Origin of the sequence: Gandjariella thermophila (genome assembly GCF_005405885.1) — a bacterium.
In the GTDB taxonomy this organism is placed as follows: Bacteria; Actinomycetota; Actinomycetes; order Mycobacteriales; family Pseudonocardiaceae; genus Gandjariella; species Gandjariella thermophila.
Map to the genome: position 1 here is coordinate 374,242 of NZ_BJFL01000003.1, position 16,508 is coordinate 390,749.

At 70.3% G+C, this 16,508-nt stretch carries 14 protein-coding genes; 4 read left to right on the forward strand and 10 right to left on the reverse strand.

Going from position 1 to position 16,508, the window contains the following annotated elements:
* Window positions 1-143: 143 nt before the first annotated feature.
* The gene (locus FFT21_RS05745) at window positions 144-347 is read right to left on the reverse strand and encodes a cold-shock protein (RefSeq protein ID WP_137812668.1); all 204 of its coding nucleotides are present in this window, start codon (window positions 345-347) and stop codon (window positions 144-146) included.
* A 557-nt stretch (window positions 348-904) separates the two neighbouring features.
* Between FFT21_RS05745 and FFT21_RS05750 the strand changes: the two genes are divergently transcribed.
* Window positions 905-2,101, forward strand: coding sequence for a L,D-transpeptidase (locus FFT21_RS05750; RefSeq protein WP_225978110.1), 1,197 nt, complete (start codon window positions 905-907; stop codon window positions 2,099-2,101).
* Between the two features lie 74 nt (window positions 2,102-2,175).
* On the opposite strand, the gene FFT21_RS05755 is transcribed toward FFT21_RS05750, so the two are convergent.
* Entirely contained in the window at window positions 2,176-3,009 is an 834-nt protein-coding gene (locus tag FFT21_RS05755; RefSeq protein WP_137812670.1) for a glutamate ABC transporter substrate-binding protein, read from the reverse strand.
* Between the two features lie 566 nt (window positions 3,010-3,575).
* On the opposite strand from FFT21_RS05755, the gene wecB reads away from it, so the two are divergent.
* Together wecB and FFT21_RS05765 are read left to right on the forward strand one after the other, a co-directional pair.
* A complete protein-coding gene (gene wecB / locus FFT21_RS05760; RefSeq protein WP_137812671.1) occupies window positions 3,576-4,799 on the forward strand; it encodes a non-hydrolyzing UDP-N-acetylglucosamine 2-epimerase in 1,224 nt (407 codons plus the stop codon).
* A gap of 319 nt (window positions 4,800-5,118) precedes the next feature.
* Complete coding sequence (locus tag FFT21_RS05765) at window positions 5,119-6,462, forward strand: MFS transporter (protein ID WP_225978111.1); 1,344 nt, start codon at window positions 5,119-5,121, stop codon at window positions 6,460-6,462.
* 66 nt (window positions 6,463-6,528) lie between these two features.
* Here the strand turns inward: FFT21_RS05765 and FFT21_RS05770 are convergent, their stop codons facing one another.
* From FFT21_RS05770 to FFT21_RS05790, 5 genes are all read right to left on the reverse strand, one after another.
* A complete protein-coding gene (locus tag FFT21_RS05770) occupies window positions 6,529-7,212 on the reverse strand; it encodes a hypothetical protein (protein WP_137812672.1) in 684 nt (227 codons plus the stop codon).
* A gap of 186 nt (window positions 7,213-7,398) precedes the next feature.
* Complete coding sequence (locus tag FFT21_RS05775) at window positions 7,399-7,677, reverse strand: hypothetical protein (RefSeq protein WP_137812673.1); 279 nt, start codon at window positions 7,675-7,677, stop codon at window positions 7,399-7,401.
* A 142-nt stretch (window positions 7,678-7,819) separates the two neighbouring features.
* On the reverse strand, window positions 7,820-8,650 hold the full coding sequence (locus FFT21_RS05780; RefSeq protein ID WP_137812674.1) for an aldo/keto reductase: 831 nt from the start codon (window positions 8,648-8,650) through the stop codon (window positions 7,820-7,822).
* A 104-nt stretch (window positions 8,651-8,754) separates the two neighbouring features.
* The gene (locus FFT21_RS05785; RefSeq protein WP_137812675.1) at window positions 8,755-9,198 is read right to left on the reverse strand and encodes an SRPBCC family protein; all 444 of its coding nucleotides are present in this window, start codon (window positions 9,196-9,198) and stop codon (window positions 8,755-8,757) included.
* Between the two features lie 111 nt (window positions 9,199-9,309).
* The gene (locus FFT21_RS05790; protein ID WP_225978112.1) at window positions 9,310-10,296 is read right to left on the reverse strand and encodes a C40 family peptidase; all 987 of its coding nucleotides are present in this window, start codon (window positions 10,294-10,296) and stop codon (window positions 9,310-9,312) included.
* Window positions 10,297-10,779: 483 nt separating this feature from the next.
* On the opposite strand from FFT21_RS05790, the gene FFT21_RS05795 reads away from it, so the two are divergent.
* On the forward strand, window positions 10,780-12,741 hold the full coding sequence (locus FFT21_RS05795; protein WP_137812677.1) for an aconitate hydratase: 1,962 nt from the start codon (window positions 10,780-10,782) through the stop codon (window positions 12,739-12,741).
* 151 nt (window positions 12,742-12,892) lie between these two features.
* On the opposite strand, the gene FFT21_RS05800 is transcribed toward FFT21_RS05795, so the two are convergent.
* The 3 genes from FFT21_RS05800 to FFT21_RS05810 form a co-directional block, all read right to left on the reverse strand.
* Entirely contained in the window at window positions 12,893-14,008 is a 1,116-nt protein-coding gene (locus FFT21_RS05800; protein WP_137812678.1) for a class I SAM-dependent methyltransferase, read from the reverse strand.
* A 78-nt stretch (window positions 14,009-14,086) separates the two neighbouring features.
* Window positions 14,087-15,682 carry a monocarboxylic acid transporter gene (locus FFT21_RS05805; protein WP_137812679.1) on the reverse strand — a complete coding sequence of 532 codons (1,596 nt, stop codon included), beginning with the start codon at window positions 15,680-15,682 and terminating at the stop codon, window positions 14,087-14,089.
* Entirely contained in the window at window positions 15,679-16,026 is a 348-nt protein-coding gene (locus FFT21_RS05810; RefSeq protein ID WP_225978113.1) for a DUF485 domain-containing protein, read from the reverse strand. Before FFT21_RS05810 ends, FFT21_RS05805 begins: the two co-directional genes overlap by 4 nt.
* Between the last annotated feature and the right edge of the window lie 482 nt (window positions 16,027-16,508).

The following is a 16,508-nucleotide window of genomic DNA, read 5'->3' on the forward strand; positions in this document are numbered from 1 at the left end:
GCGCGTCCCGCCGGCCGCGAGCCGGACGTCCCGGGGGGTGAGGCGGCGAGCCCGGCGGTTCGGCGACACGACGCCAGACACGGACAGAACGAAACGAGCCCCCGCCCGGTACCGGGCGGGGGCTCGTTCGCGCTGGGCTACGTTCAGATCGTCCGCACGTTCTGGGCCTGCGGCCCCTTGGTGCCCTGGCCGACCTCGAACTCGACACGCTGGTTCTCCTCCAGGGTGCGGAACCCGCTGCCCTGGATCTCCGAGTAGTGCACGAAGACGTCCGGCCCACCGCCGTCGGTGGCGATGAAGCCGAAGCCCTTCTCGGAGTTGAACCACTTGACAGTGCCTTGCGCCACGCCTGCCTCCTCGCAGGATCCGTTTGGGACTGCACCCTGCAGCCCCGGCCGTACTGGGGCGGTCCCGTTCTCCTCACGAGAAGACAGAACGCCCGCGCTAGTTCCGCGAGCGTGTTGAGCACGAACACAGAAACCACGGCCTGCACCGGTCACCCTAGTGCCTGCCGCCCACCGCGACTACCGACCGAGCGCGACCTCACCCGACCGCTCGGTGGAGCGATGATCTCGGTGTGGCAACAGGTTTGCGGATCGGCCGCTCCGTGGATGAAGCTCTGCGACACTTGAGGCGACGCGAGGAGTCTCAATGATCGTGTCATGCCGCGGCACGGAAGCGACCACAGAGCGCGCTGTGCTTCTGGAGGAACCGCGCTCGGCCGGATGGGGCGGCGCCCACCCGCGGACCGGGCCGCTCGACCGGGTCGCGAGCCGCGCCCGCGAAAGGGAATGTGACCACAGTCACATCGTGGCCAACCAACGATCAATCATCCTCGGGCGTCGATATGTGGCGTGGGTGGTGCTTGAGGAAGGGGGCGGTAGTGAAGCATGACGGGGGATCGGTGCGGACACTCCGGCGGTGGGGTACCGCCGCGCTGTTAGTGGTGGCCCTCGCCGCGACGCCCGCGCTCGCCGCATGCGGTACCAGTGAGCACAGCAGCAACGCGACGCAGTCGCAGGCGGAGCGGAAGGTCACGCCGGCCGCGGTGCAGACTCCGGTGAAGATCACCACCGAGCCGGCGGACGGCGCCTCGGACGTCAGCCCGACCGGCCCGATCACGGTGACCGCGGCCGAGGGCACGCTGGACGAGGTTCGACTGTCCAACCCGGAGGGCGCGCCGGTCGCCGGCCGGCTCGCCGCGGACCGGCACAGCTGGACCACGACCGAGCCGCTCGGTTACGACCGGACCTACACCTGGTCGGGCACGGCGCGCGGGACGGACGGCAAGCCGGTCCCGATCTCGGGGTCGTTCCATACACTCAGGCCGGCCAGGCAGATCCAGGGCAGCCTGAACGTCGGTGACAACGAGACATACGGCGTGGCCATGCCGATCGTGGTGAGCTTCAGCTCGCCGGTCGCGGACAAGGCCGCCGCGGAGCGGGCACTGTCCGTGCAGACCTCGGTGCCGGTCGAGGGTGGCTGGGCCTGGTTGGACAGCCAGCACGTGCACTGGCGGCCGAAGGCCTACTACCCGCCGGGCACCAGGGTCACCGTGACGGCGAAGCTCTACGGCGTGCCCCTCGGCAACGGCGCGTACGGCCGGGAGGACGTCACCTCGACGTTCACCATCGGCCACGCACAGGTGGTCAGGGCGAACACGCAGACCCATCGGGTGGTGGTGTACCGGGACGGCCAGGAGATCGCCAACTACCCGGCGAGCTTCGGGCTGGACTCGGACCCGGGTCGGGTGACGCACAGCGGCATCCATGTGGTGATGTCGAAGAGTCCGACCTACTCGATGAGCAACCCGCGGTACCACTACGAGAACGTGGTCGTGCCGTGGGCGGTGCGGATCTCGAACAACGGCGAGTTCATCCACGGTCTCGCCGAGTCGATGTGGGCGCAGGGCAAGCGCAACGTCTCGCATGGCTGCGCGAACCTGTCGCCGGCCAACGCGAAGGCGTACTACGACATCGCGGTGATCGGCGACCCGGTGGAGGTCACCGGCTCGAGCGTGCCGCTGGGTCCGGCGGACGGCGACTTCTACGACTGGACCATCGACTGGAACACCTGGTCGTCCATGTCCGCCCTGCGCTGACCGACGACGAACGTGAGGGGCCGCCGGTTCTCCGGCGGCCCCTCACCCGTCTTGGGGCTCCGGGCGCCTTGTCACTACTGGGCGACAGCGGGCGCCTGCGGAATCGGGTAGCCGGATGGCCCCACGTTCCGCTGCAGCGAGTCCTTCCAGGCGCCGGTCTGGATCATCTTCTGGACCGCCTCGTCGATCCGCCTGACCGCCTCGCTGTCGCCCTTGCGCACGCCGATGCCGTACTGCTCCTTGGTGAACGGCTTGCCGACCACCCGTAGCAGTTCCGGGTCCTGCGCCGCGTAGCCGGCGAGGATCACGTCGTCCGTGGTGACCGCGTCGACGATGCCGGCGAGCAGCGCGGTCACGCAGTCCGAGTACCGGTTGTACTGCACCAGTTGGGTGCCCTTGGCGTACTTGTCCTGCACCTGCTGCGCCGAGGTGGAGCCGGCCACCGAGCACAGCTTCCTGCCGTTGAGGTCCTGCGGGCCGTTGATGGTGTGGTCGGTCAGCCGGACCAGCAGGTCCTGGCCGACGGTGAAGTACGGGCCGGCGAAGTCGACCAGTTGCTTCCGCTTCTCGGTGATCGTGTAGGCGGCAACCACCATGTCGACCTGACCGTTCTGCAGCATCTTCTCCCGGTCCGCCGGCTGGGTCTCCTTCCAGGTGATGGCGCCGTCAGCGACGCCGAGTTCGTGCGCCACGTAACGGGCCACGTCCACGTCGAAGCCCTCGAACCTGCCGTCCAGCCGCCGGTACCCCAGGCCGGGCTGGTCGAACCGGATACCGATGGTCAGCCTGCCGCGGGTGTCCGCCCTGCCGACCACCGAGTTCTGGTCCCCCGAGCCGATCCCGCATCCGCCGAGTAAGGCCGCCACCACGACGATCGCGGGCAGACGCCACGCTCGAATGACCCTCATCACGGTTCCTTCCCACTCCTCGCCGCCGAGCCCAACACGGCGGCCCGGGCATCTCCTCCCCCGACAAGGACGACGTCAGCCGCGCCCGGCCAAACGGGCCGTACGCAGCGCAGAAGCTAAGTCCCCGGCGCGGCGCAGTCCAGCGCCAACGGGAGCAACCGGTGGTGGAAGCGGTCGAGGAATTCACAGTTCGCGACGGAGAAGTGAGCGATTCCCGCCGCCGGGGATCGCTGAACGGCTGTCTGGCCGAATGTCTGCGACCACTCGGGGCACGGCAGGCGGCCGCTACGATGACGACTGCGGTCCGTCGCCCATCATTCCGTCTAATGTGTGATACATATCACTTGATCGGCGGTAGAGGCCGGCGTCGACGCGGCAGCGAGACACACCGTGCGAGACCGTAAGGGCCACGGAGCCGGTAACGAACCGGGTCGATCGCGCGAGGACAGGGGTAGAGGCACCACGCGGTGCGCACCGGCCGGGGGCCACACCGAGCGGTGACGTGCGGCGGCTCGGGCTTCCCGGGCGCGGGGAGCCGGCGGCCCGTTGGGGGAGGAGGGCGCGCCATGCATCGGCACACGCTCGTGCCCGGCGTCAACGGGGTGGTGGCGACCAGCCCGGACGTCCTCCTCATGGTTGGTTGCGCGGCGGAGGCCGCCAAGATCGTTCCGGTGGCCAGCGTGATGCGGCGGAGGCGGCGCATGCGACCGGTCCTGGTCGCCGGTGGCCGGCGACCGGAACTGGTCCGCCACGCGCTCGAGGGATCTGGCCTGTGCCCGGAGGTCGCTCTCGTCTCCGCCAGGGACTCGGTCGGTGAGGCCGAGCTGGCCAGCCGGCTCGTGGCCGAGATGGACCGCGTGCTCCGCGCCCGGCGACCCGCAGCCGTGCTGGTGTACGGCGACACCACCACCACTCTGGCCGCCGCCCTGGCCTCGTTCTGGCGCCGAGTGCCCGTGGTGCACCTGGCCGCCGGGCTGCGCTCGTTCGACCTCACCGCGCCGTTCCCGGAGGAGGCCAACCGCCGGATGGTGGCCCAGCTCGCCTCGCTGCACCTGCCGGCCACCCCGTCCGCCGCGCGCAACCTGGCCGAGGAGTCGCTGATCGGGCCCAACGTCGTGGTGGTCGGCGACACCGCGGTGGACGCGGCACTCGCGGCGGCCGAGCGCACAGTGCCGTTCACCGATCCCCGGCTGGAGGACCTCGTCATCCGGGTGCGGTCCGGCGCCGCCCGCCTGGTGCTCGCGGTGGTGCACCACCGGGACACCCGCGACGACGCCCTGCACCGCGTGCTGCGCGCCCTCGGCGACGTGGTGCTCGGCAACCCTGGCGTCGAGCTGGTGCTGTCCACCCACCCGCACCCGGCCGTGCGGGCCGCGGTGTACCAGGCGCTCGGCCGACTGGTCCGGGTCATCGCCATCGAGCCACCGCCGTCCGCGGAGCTGGCGCGGCTGCTCCCGCTGGCCAGCCTCGCCGTGACCGACACGGTGGAGCTGCAGCAGGAAGCGCCCAGTTTCGGTGTGCCGGTGCTCGTGCTTCGGGAGGCGACCGAGCACCCCGAGGCGGTGGAGGCCGGCTGCGCCCAGCTGGTGGGTACCGACCGGCTCCGCATCACCCGTGCCGCGGGCGAGTTGCTGCGCGACCGGCACGTCCGCGCGGATCTGGCCGCGCGCGGCAACCCCTTCGGCGACGGTCACGCCGCGGAGCGGGTGGAGCAGGCGCTGGCCTGGATGCTCGGCCTGCAGGACGAGCGGCCGGCCGAGTTCACCCCGCGCGCTCCGGTAGCGGCATAACCGGCCGCCGGAGCCGGCCGGGCTCGGCACGGGGCGGTGACGCCGGCGCGAACCGCCGGGGGCGGCCGTGGCGCGCCGTTCGGCCGCGCGGCTTCACCTGGATGGCGGCCTCGACGCTACTCGCCGATGTCCATAGTGGACTGCTGCCCGGTGGCGAACCCAAGGTGTCTCAGGCAAACTTCGTGCAATCGCACCCTGACCTGGCCTAACGCTCCGCTGAAAGCCTTGTGCCAGCGCGGTTTGGCTGGACATCTCCGCGATGACAGCTAGGGTCGGCGACTATTGGCGAAAGCAACAATGTCGGGAGGTCGGGGCAAATATGCCGACAGCGGAGCGAGACCGCCAGGAGCCGGATCTGCCCACCGTGCGTAAAGCGGTGGCGGCCGGTGCCATGGGTAACTGCATCGAATGGTTCGACTACGGCGTCTACAGCTACGTGGCCGCCACCATCGGCAAGGTGTTCTTCCCCTCGCACTCGTCCACCGCCGCGCTGCTGTCGTCGTTCGGCGTACTCGCGGTGTCGTTCGTGGTGCGGCCGTTCGGCGGGTTCTTCTTCGGCCCGCTCGGCGACAAGTTCGGCCGGCGCAGGGTACTGGCCACCACGATCATCCTCATGTCGGCGGCGACGTTCGTCATCGGCGTGCTGCCCACCTACGAGAAGGTCGGCGTGCTGGCGCCGGCACTGCTCGTGCTGGCCCGCCTGGTACAGGGCTTCTCCACCGGCGGCGAGTACGGCGGCGCGGCCACGTTCATCGCCGAGTACGCGCCGGACCGCCGGCGCGGATTCATGGGTAGCTGGCTGGAGTTCGGCACGCTGACCGGTTTCAGCCTGGGCGCCGGGATCGCCGCGGTGTGCACGGTGGCCCTGCCGCAGGATTCGATGCTCGCCTGGGGCTGGCGCATCCCGTTCCTGATCGCCGGCCCGCTCGGGCTGATCGGGTTGTACCTGCGTACCCGTCTGGAGGACACGCCGGCGTTCGAGGCGATGCTGCACGAGAACGAGGTGGCCCGCTCCCCACTGCGCGAGACGATCACCCAGAACTGGCGGCAGATCCTGAACCTCATCGGCATCGTCGTGCTGATCAACGTCGCCGACTACACGCTGCTCACCTACATGCCCAGCTACCTGACCGAGACGCTGAAGATCGGGGAGACCACCTCGCTGCTGGTCACCATCGGCGTCATGCTGGCGATGATGGTGGTGATCGCGCCGCTGGGTGCGCTATCCGACCGGATCGGCCGCAAGCCGGTGCTGATGACCGCGTGCGTCGGCTACCTGCTGCTCAGCTACCCGGCGTTCGTGCTGATGTCGCACGGCAGCGTGGTGCAGACCGCGCTGGGCATGGGCCTGATGGCGCTGCTGCTGGTGCTGCTGCTGAGCGTGATCGGCTCGACGCTGCCGGCGATGTTCCCGTGCCGGGTGCGGTACGGCTCCTTCGCCATCGGCTACAACCTGTCCACCTCGGCGTTCGGCGGCACGGCGCCGTTCGTCATCACCGCACTGATCAAGGCGACCGGCAGCACCATGGTGCCGGCGTACTACCTGATGGCGGCCGCGCTGATCGCCGCGGTGCCGATCCTGATCATCCCGGAGACGGCCGGCGCCTCGCTGCGGATCAAGGCGACAGAGGCCCCTGGCCTGGTCGCCACGCCGACGAAGTAACCGCAGGGCCGTCCCGGCGCCCGTGGGAACCGGAGCAGTTCCGGTCCCGACGGGCGCCGCGGCGGTTCAGCCGCGCCGGCGGGCGGCCCGGCGGCGGGCCAGGGTGAGCGCGGTGCCGCCGCCGAGCAGCAGCGCCGCGGCCAGGCCGAGCGGAAGCGCGGAGTCGAAGCCGGTGTTGGCGAGCCTGCCGTTCTCGCTCGCCGCGGCCACCGCGGACGCGCTGGTCGTGGTCCTGCCGGTGGCCGCCGCACCGCCGGCCGGGGTGCTCGACCGCGCGGTCGACGAGCCGCTGGCCGGTGGCTTGGACGTGCTCGGCGGCTTCGGGGTGGAGGACTTCGTCCCGGTGCCGCAGGCGAACCAGTGGCTGATCGTCGCCGGCTGGCCACTCTTGCCGGCCAGCGGCGCGTGCAGCCGGGACCAGTCGGTCAGCCCGGTGTAGACGTTGTAGGCAGGGCTGCCCTTGACCACCACGCCGGTCAGGGTGACACCGTCGGGCACGCCGGTGATGGTGATGTAGGTGTTGCCGTCGATGTTCGCCTCGACGTCGACCGCCTGGCCGGGCAGCCCGGCGCCGGCGCACTCGCCGTCGTGCACGTTGCCCGGCTTGGCGACGGCGCGGACATCACCGCTCTGCGGCGGCGTCGACGGGGTGGCGTGCGCCGCCGCGGCGGCACCGAGCACGGTGAGCAACGCGAGCGGGGCGGCGAGGAGAACTCGTCTGACACCCGCGGACAGGGAGGAACCCACCATGGACCGTCCTTAGGGGAATGCGGGGTGGTTCGGGTGCCCGCATCCTGCCCGTCCAAATGGGTGAAATCCACGCTGTGACCAGGCTCTTCGCCGGTTCGTGAGCAGTCCGTTAACCGGCGCGGCCGGCGACCCACCGATGGTGCGCGCCAGCCCGCCGAAGCTACTCCGAACGGGTGATCGCGGTGGTCAGGCTGGTCGCGCGGTCCACACCGGCGCCTCGCCGCCCGGGTCGCCGTGCTCGGCCGCCGGCGGGAAGACGCGGACCTGCCTGGCGTCGCAGTCGGTGCAGCCCTCGCAGGTGCACAGGTACCGGCGCAGGGTGAGTTGCGGGAAGTGTTCCTCGGACACGACACCGTAGCTGTGCGTCCCCTCCACGCACGGGCATCGCCCGCCGAGCACGAACGGCCGAGTCGGCGCGTCGTGGTGCGCGAGGGACCACAGGAACCTGCTGAAGATGGTGGTCACCGGGGCCTCCATGCGGCCACGAGCCGCACCGTGCCCTCCCGCCGGGCGGCTCGACACCAGCCTACCGCGTCCACTGTGGACGCCCCGGTGGCTCTTCGAGCCCGGTGGGCCCGGCACGACGGCCGGGCCCACCACGGGATCCTCAGGCGCCGAAACGGTCCGGGTGAGGACCGATCCGGGTGCCGTCGTCCAGCGTCGCGATCCGTTCCAGGTCCGCCTGGTCCAACTCGAAGTCGAACACGTCGATGTTCTCCTTGATCCGGGCCGGGGTGGCGGACTTGGGGATCACCACGTTCCCCAGTTGCAGGTGCCAGCGCAGCACGATCTGCGCCGGCGTCTTGCCATGCTTCTCGGCCAGCGCGGTGATCTCCGGGTGCCGCAGCAGATCCCCGCCCCTGGCGAGCGGGCTCCACGCCTCGGTGGCGATGCCGTGCTCGGCGTGGAAGGCGCGCAGCGCCTCCTGCGGCAGCCGCGGGTGCAGCTCGATCTGGTTGACCACCGGCACCGTGTCGGTCTCGTCGAACAGCCGGTGCAGGTGCGGGATCTGGAAGTTGGACACGCCGATCGCCCGTACCCGGCCGTCGGCCTGCAGCTTCTCGAACGCCCGCCAGGTGTCCACGTACCTGTCGGCGCCGGGCACCGGCCAGTGGATCAGGTACAGGTCGAGGTAGTCCAACCCGAGGTTACGCAGGCTGGCCTCGAACGCGCGCATGGTGGCGTCGTAGCCGTGGTCGTCGTTCCACAGCTTGGTGGTGATGAACAGTTCCTCGCGCGGCAGCCCGGACGCGGCGACGGCCCGGCCGACACCGGCCTCGTTGTGGTACATCGCCGCGGTGTCGATGCTGCGGTAGCCCGCCTCCAGGGCGGCGGCCACGGCATCCGGCGTCCGCTCGTCCGGCACCTGCCACACGCCGAAGCCGAGCTGCGGCATCTCCACGCCGTTGTTGAGCCCGATCCGCGGAACCTGCGCCATGCGAAGCCCCTCCGTAAACGATTACGGTCTGTTCACTTCCGCACAACAGGTGCCGTCACCGGAGACTTCCAAGATGAGACTCGTGTCTCACCCGCACGGAGCGGTCAGCTCCGGACGATGGTGTCCAGCTTGCCCAGCACCTCGTCGTAGATGCGGCGCATGCCGAGCGGGGCGAAGGTCCGCTCGAAGAAGCCGCCGATGCCGGACGCCCCGCGCCAGGTGGTCTCCACGTGCACGGTGCTGCGGTTGCCGTCGGCCGGCCGCACCGTCCAGGTGGTCACCATGCTCGAATTGGTGTCCCGCTCGACCAGGCGCCCCGGCTCCGGTTCGCTGACCTCCACCAGACAGTCACGTACCCGCTTCTTGGTGGCCTGAAGCTTCCAGTGCACCCGGGTTCCCGCGCCGCGGCCGCCCTCGCGCACCTCGTACTCGCGGTAGTTGTCGGTCAGCATCCTCGGCCGGGTCTCGGCGTAGTCGGCGAGGGCCGCGAGCACCCGCTCCGGCTCCCCTTCGACCACCCGCTCGGCCGTGACCACCACCTGTGCCATGACAGTCCCTCCAGGGTGTCTTCTCCCGTAGTGCGGGAGCGAACTCCTGCTGGGCTCATCGTGCCGGACCGGCGCCCGCGCGGCGCATCGAGGTCGACGGCGCGCGGAGGGTCACTCGCTGATGCGGCGGATCGCGCTGCGCGGGCCGATCGAGTCGATGCTGGCCACCTTGATCGGTACGCCCTCGGTGGAGGCGTGCACCGCCCGGTAGTGGTCGATGGCGATGGCCACGTGGTGCACCGGGCTGTAGTAGAAGATCAGGTCGCCGGCCCGCACGTCGTCCCGGGACACCGGAATCCCCACGCCGGACTGGGCGGCGGCGGTGCGCGGCAGGACCACTCCGGCGCTGCGGTACGCGGCCCAGGTCAGCCCCGAGCAGTCGTACGCGTTCGGACCCGTGGCGCCGGACACGTACGGCTTGCCGAGCTGGTCGAGGGCGAACATCACCGCCGCGCCTGCCGCGCCCGCCGGCGCGGTGACGACCGGTATGTCGCCCACCGAGATCAGCCCGGCGCGCACCGGTCCGGCCAGCCGGCCCAGCGCCACCCGGACGGCGAGGATCTGGGCCTGCAGGTCCCGCTGGCGCTGCTCGATGCCGGCGATCAGCCGAGCCGCCGCGGCGCTGGCCTGTTCCGCACGGTTCCTGGCGTCCTCGTCCCGGCCGCGGGCGTCGGCGGCCTGGTCGGCGGCGGCCGACAGCCGGTCCATCGCATCCTTGTTGTCCCGCGCTAACAGCGCGATCGCGGCGGAGCGGGCCAGGAAGTCGCGGGCCGAGTCGCTGGTCAGCAGCGCGGAGAGCTGCTGCAGCCGGGCGCCCTCGAAGGACGCCTCGGTCAGCCGGTCGACCTGGCCGCGGAACGCCTCCTGCGCCGCCCTCGCCCGGTCCTCGGCCTGCCGGGCCTGCGCCAGGTCGGTGTTCGCCCGGTCGACCTCGGCCTGCCAGGACTTGAGCTGCTCACGCGCGTCAAGCAACTGCTCGCTGGTCTGTTCCAGCTGATTGCTCAGGTCCTGGTACTGGCGAAGCTGGTCGGTGGCCGGGTCGGCGCCGGCCGGCGGCACCAGGCCGAGGGCCGCGGACACCGCGCCCGGAAGGAGCACCCCCGCCACCACTCGCTGACCGAGGTACCGCCACGGGCGCCGCGACGGCCCTCGCCACGAATGCCGCCATGACTTCCGCCACGAATGCGGCCGCGTCCGGAACGGATGTGACGCCACCAGTGCCCTCTGCCCTTCGCTGCCTCACCCGCCGACCGCGAACCCCCACCCGTCACCGGCGGTGATCCCGCGTCGCCGCCCCCTGGCGACGGACAACCGCGAAACCGCTGGGCACAGTACCCAGAACACGATCGAGTGAGCTGGACCGCCCCCGCGGCAACTACGTTCCGTATTCGCATGTCGCGCCGGCGCCACTCCGGCTCCGCGCCGCCGAGGCCTCCGCGCGGGACGATCGGCGACCTGCGGCCGGCGGTCCGCTGTTCCACCATGGAGACGGGAACCTGCCGGCGAGTCGCAGTGCCCGCGTCGAGCCGCGGCACCCCAAGCGGCCACCGTGCGCCTGGACCGGCGAAGGAAGGTGTACCCATGGGTCGCAACGTCACCCAGCAACTCATCGCCGCCCACCTGGTCAGTGGGGAGATGACGCCGGGCGAGGAGATCGGGCTGACCATCGACCAGACGCTCACCCAGGACGCCACCGGCACGCTGGTCATGCAGGAACTCGAGTCGCTCGGCCTGGACCGGGTGCGGACCGAGCTCAGCGTGCAGTACGTGGACCACAACCTTCTGCAGGCGGACGAGAAGAACGCCGAGGACCACGAGTTCCTCCGCTCGGCCTGCCGGCGCTACGGGCTGTGGTACTCCAAGCCGGGCAACGGCGTCTCCCACCCGACGCACATGCAGCGCTTCGGCGTGCCGGGCAAGACGCTCGCCGGCTCGGACTCGCACACCTGCGCGGCCGGCTCGCTCGGCATGCTGGCGGTCGGGGTCGGCGGGCTGGAGGTCGCGATGGCGCTCGCCGGTCGGCCGCTGTACCTGCGGATGCCGGAGGTGTGGGGTGTTCGCCTGGTCGGCGAACTGCCGCCGTGGGTGTCCGCCAAGGACGTGATCCTGGAGATGCTGCGCCGGCACGGCGTGAAGGGTGGGCTGAACCGGATCATCGAGTACCACGGGCCCGGCCTCGCCGGGCTGTCCGCGATGGACCGGCACGTGATCGCCAACATGGGCGCCGAGTTGGGCGCGACCACCACGGTGTTCCCGTCCGACGACGCGGTGCGCGAGTTCCTGCGCGCCGAGGACCGCGAGAACGACTTCGTGGAGATCACCGCGGACCCGGACGCCGGGTACGACGTCACCGACGAGATCGATCTGTCCGCGTTGGAGCCCCTGATCGCGAGGCCGTCGTCGCCGGACAACGTGGTGCCGGTGCGCGAGGTCGCCGGCGAGGTGGTCAGCCAGGTGGTGATCGGTTCGTCGGCCAACCCGGGGCTGCGCGACTACCTGATCGCGGCGCACATCGTGCGCGGCCGGCAGACCAGCGACGCGGTCAGCTTCGACGTGAACCCGACGTCCCGGGAGATCTTCTCGGACCTGACCAAGATGGGCGCGACGTTCGACCTGATCGCCTCGGGCGCGCGCATCCACCAGTCCGGCTGCCTTGGCTGCATCGGCATGGGCCAGGCGCCCGCGGTGGGCCGCAACTCGCTGCGCACCTTCCCGCGGAACTTCCCGGGCCGCTCCGGCACCAGGGAGGACTCGGTATGGCTGTGCTCCCCGGAGACCGCCGCCGCGGCCGCGCTGACCGGTGTGATCATCGACCCCCGCGACCTGGCGGACAAGCTCGGCATCGACCACCCTGAGCTGCGGCTGCCGGAACGTGCCTCGGTGAACGCCGCGATGCTGGTGCCGCCGCTGCCCAGGGCGGAGGCCCTGCGGGAGCCGCTGAGCAAGGGGCCGAACATCTCCTCGCTCCCGGACTTCCCCCCACTTCCGGACGGCATCGACGCGCCGGTGCTGCTCAAGGTCGGGGACAACGTTTCCACCGACGAGATCTCCCCGGCCGGCGCCAGGGCATTGCCGTTCCGCTCCAACATCCCCAAGCTGGCCGAGTTCACCTTCACCCAGATCGACGAGGACTACCCGCGCCGGGCCGCCGAGGTGAAGGACACCTCCGGTCACGTGGTGGTCGGCGGGGACAACTACGGCCAAGGCTCATCCCGCGAGCACGCCGCGATCACCCCGCGACACCTGGGCCTGCGCGCGGTGATCGCCAAGTCGTTCGCGCGCATCCACTGGCAGAACCTGGCCAACTTCGGCATCCTCGCGCTCGAGTTCGCCGACCCCGCCGACTACGACCGCATCGATGCCGGCGACCGGCTGGTGGTGAACGGCCTGCGCGAGGCGCTCTCCGGCGATCGTGAGCTCGTAGTCCGCAACGCCAGCAAGGACCGGGACATCCCGGTGCGGCACCGGCTGTCCCGCCGCCAACTTGACGCCGTGCTGGCCGGCGGCCAGATCCCGCTCCTCGCGCGCGAAGGCGAAGCCTGACGATCGGCGAGACGCGGCGACCCCAGGCGCACCAACGCAAAACCCCACACCCAAGGCCGAGCCCCACCGAGCCGATCGCCGTGCGCGCAGGAAATCAACACAGCGCGCGAAGGCGAAGCCTGACGATCAGCGAGACGTGACGGTCTGGCCGTCACACCTGGATCAGGTAAGTGAAGCTCTCCCATTCCGGACCGGCCATCTGGTCGGGCTCGGCCAGCATCACCCGGGAGCCGCAGTGGGCGAACAGGGAGCGCACCAGGTCGGTGTGCAGCCCATGCATCTCCATGCCGCCGGTGTCTTCCGCGGTCTCGGACCCGGCAGTTCCGCCCGGCACCGGCACTCCGGCCGCGGTGGCCGCCGCCTCGTTGGTGTCGCTGGGTGGGGCCGCGGTGACCGTCACGCCGGCGCGCGCGGTGCCGCTGCCCACGTCCGCCCACCAGGCCACGAACTCCTGCACCAGGTCGACCTCGAGGTCCACCGGTCCTTCGGCGTCCGGAGCGCTGACGTGCAGGTCGAGCTCCGTGGACTGTCCCGGCGCCAACTCGGCCGGCAGCGGCGAGCGGCCGTCGTCGCGCACCACCATCTCGCCACCCGCCCACCAGTGGTTGCCGAGGTTGATCCTGCGGTCGGCCGGCCAGGCGTGCACGCTCTCGTTGGTGACCTGGACCCGCAGCGTGATCCGCTCGCCCGGTCGCGCGGTCGCGGGCGGGTCGAGCAGGTCGAGCCGGGCCCGGTAGGCGGCGGGATGGAGCGGTTCGGGGCGCCGGGGCCGGCTGGGGATCTGCAGGAGCAGCACGCCGCCCGGCCGCACCACCCGCTGTAACTCCAGCAGGCAGCCGAGTTGCACGGCGGGGCGCGCGTGCTGCAACACCATCAGGCTGGCGGCGCTGTCGAAGTGGTCGTCGGGGAACGGCAAGGCCCGGCCGTCGTAGTGCACGAACTCGATGCGGTCCGGGTGGCGCACCACGCGGCGGGCATGCTCGATCATGGAGTCGGCGATGTCCACGCCGACCACCCGCGGGCCCAGTTCGGCCAGCGCGTTGCTCAGCCGGCCGACGCCGCAACCGAAGTCGAGCACCAGGTCGCCGAGGGAGAGCCCGGCGCCGGCCACCACGCGGCGGATCATCTCGCCGTGTTCCCGCCCGGTGTCCAGGAACTCCTCGAGGTCCCACCGGCCGCCACGACGGGCCGGGTCGGACAGCACCGCCCACAGCGGGTCGTCCCGCCCCAGGGTTTCCCAGGTGGTCCTCAGCCGGTCAAGAGCCACATCGTGCCTTTTCGGTGCGTATCTCGGCGTCGCCCGCCGCCGTGCCGGCGACCGGCACGGCGGCGGCGAGCCGCGACCTCAGGTGCCGACGCCGATCCCGGTCAGCGCCCGCACCTCCATCTCCGCCTGCTTGCCCGAGTCGCCGGACTCGCCGCCGACCAGCGTGCCGACCAAGCCGCACAGGAAGGAGAACGGGATCGACACCAGGCCCGGGTTGTCCAGCGGGAACCAGTGGAAGTCAACCGAGGGGAAAATCGACTTCGAGGTGCCGGACAGCGTCGGCGAGAAGACGATCAGCACCAGGCACGAGCCGAGACCGCCGTAGATACTCCAGAGCGTGCCGGTGGTGTTGAACCGCCTCCAGTACAGCGAGTACAGAATCGTCGGCAGGTTCGCGGACGCGGCGATGGCGAACGCCAGCGACACCAGGAAGGCGATGTTCTGACCGTTCGCGAGGATGCCGCCGAAGATGGCCAGCACACCGATCACGATCGCGGTCATCCGGGCCACCCGGACCTCGGACCGGGTGTCCGCCTGACCGCGCCGCATCACGTTCGCGTACACGTCATGCGCGAAGGAAGCCGACGCGGTGATGGTGAGACCGGCGATCACCGCCAGAATCGTCGCGAACGCCACCGCGGCCACGATTCCGAGCAGCACGGTGCCGCCGATGGTGAAGGCGAGCAGCGGCGCCGCCGAGTTCTCCCCACCGGGCGCGTGCAGGATCGCGCTACTGCCCACCAGCGCGGTGGCGCCATACCCGATCACCAGGGTGGACAGGTAGAAGACGAACATGCACCACGTGGCCCAGACCACCGAGCGGCGCGCCTCCTTGGCGTTGGGCACGGTGTAGAAGCGCATCAGCACGTGCGGCAGGCTGGACGTGCCGAGCACCAGGGCGAGGGCCAGCGAAACGAAGTCGATTTTGGTGAGATTGCTCTTTCCGTAAGAGCCACCCGGACCGAGAAGCCCCTGGCCTAGCGGGCTGTTCTCGGTGGCCCGCTCGAGCAGTGCGGAGAAACTGAAACCGAACTTCCCGAGCATGAAGACGGTCACCATGGTTACGCTGAGCAACAGCAGCGCGGCCTTGATGATCTGCACCCACGTGGTGCCCTTCATGCCGCCGACCAGCACATAGAAGATCATGATCAGGCCGACGATCACGATGACAATCGACTGGCCGACCTTGCTGTTCACGTTGAGTAGCAGCGCGACGAGCCCGCCGGCGCCGGCCGTCTGGGCGAGCATATAGAACAGCGAAATGACCAGCGTGGAAACCGCCGCGGCGGCGCGCACCGGACGCTGGTTCATCCGGAAGCTCATCACGTCGCCCATCGTGAATCGGCCGGTGTTCCGGAGCATTTCGGCCATCAGCATCAGGCTGAGCAGCCAGGCGACGACCCATCCGATCGAGTACAGGAAGCCGTCGTATCCGTGTACCGCGATCGCCCCGGAAATTCCGAGGAAGGATGCCGCGGAAAGGAAGTCACCGGACATCGCGATACCATTCTGGACACCGGTGAAGCCGCCACCCGCCGCGTAGTAGTCCGCGGCCGTCGTGTTGCGGCTGCTGGCCCGGTACACGATGTACAGCGTGATGGCGACGAAAACGACGAAGATTCCGACGTTGAGCGTCGGGTTACCGCTAACCGGAGCCGCGATCTGGACCGTCATTCCTCGACGACTCCCACCTTTGTTCGAATCGCCTCGACGCGCGGGTCGATATTCCTCTTCGCGTACCGAAGATAGGCCAACATGATCAGAATCGTGGATATGAACTGCCCGACGCCGAGAATCAGGCCGAGGTTGACCTGACCGACCACCTTCTGGTTCATCAGGCTGTGGTCGAAGGCGGCGAGTAGCACGTACGTCATGTACCAGCACAGGAACAGGCCGGTCATCGGGAAGACGAACCGGCGCATTCGCCTGCGAAGCTGGGCGAACTCCTCGCTCTGCTGGATCGCCGTGTAGTTCAGCGGGCGCGGTTCACCCCCGTCGAAACCGAGATCGCCGGCCACGCTCCCGAAAGCCGGCGACTCCTCACGGGGGGTTCCCGCGGGAGTTCGCACGGGAGACCGCATCGCTCTCGTCATCGTCCCTCCAGGGATATTTCGACCGCCCGTCCGCGCGCGGCGCTCGGTGCCCGTCCCTGAACGCGCGCCGTGATCGCGGGGGCTTCACACCGGCGCGTTCCCGGGCTCGTCATCGCAGGCCCCTCCAGTCCTGGAACAGGCTCTCATGGGAGGGGGCCAGCGTAGCGAGGACGATCGGCCAGTCAACGACAGGTGTGGGCGCGGTCCGCTGGCCCTGCCGGCCGGCGGCCGTGCCGGCGGCCGGCGTCCGGCCGGCAACGCAGGTCGCAGGCCGCCTCCAGGGCCAATGCGGTTCAGATAAGGCATGTGTGCTGGTCAGCGTGGTGAGCTGACGAGGGTCGTGGTGACCGGTACGGTGCCCAGCCGTGACGTTGTCTGGGGTGGAGTCGCTGCCGCGGCCGCAGGGC

What these genes read in the sequence shown, in the direction of transcription:
- FFT21_RS05755 (WP_137812670.1), bottom strand. Translation starts at nt 3,009, where the DNA reads ATGAGGGTCATTCGAGCGTGGCGTCTGCCCGCGATCGTCGTGGTGGCG.
- wecB (WP_137812671.1), top strand. Translation starts at nt 3,576, where the DNA reads ATGCATCGGCACACGCTCGTGCCCGGCGTCAACGGGGTGGTGGCGACC.
- FFT21_RS05765 (WP_225978111.1), top strand. Translation starts at nt 5,119, where the DNA reads ATGCCGACAGCGGAGCGAGACCGCCAGGAGCCGGATCTGCCCACCGTG.
- FFT21_RS05770 (WP_137812672.1), bottom strand. Translation starts at nt 7,212, where the DNA reads ATGGTGGGTTCCTCCCTGTCCGCGGGTGTCAGACGAGTTCTCCTCGCC.
- FFT21_RS05780 (WP_137812674.1), bottom strand. Translation starts at nt 8,650, where the DNA reads ATGGCGCAGGTTCCGCGGATCGGGCTCAACAACGGCGTGGAGATGCCG.
- FFT21_RS05785 (WP_137812675.1), bottom strand. Translation starts at nt 9,198, where the DNA reads ATGGCACAGGTGGTGGTCACGGCCGAGCGGGTGGTCGAAGGGGAGCCG.
- FFT21_RS05795 (WP_137812677.1), top strand. Translation starts at nt 10,780, where the DNA reads ATGGGTCGCAACGTCACCCAGCAACTCATCGCCGCCCACCTGGTCAGT.
- FFT21_RS05805 (WP_137812679.1), bottom strand. Translation starts at nt 15,682, where the DNA reads ATGACGGTCCAGATCGCGGCTCCGGTTAGCGGTAACCCGACGCTCAAC.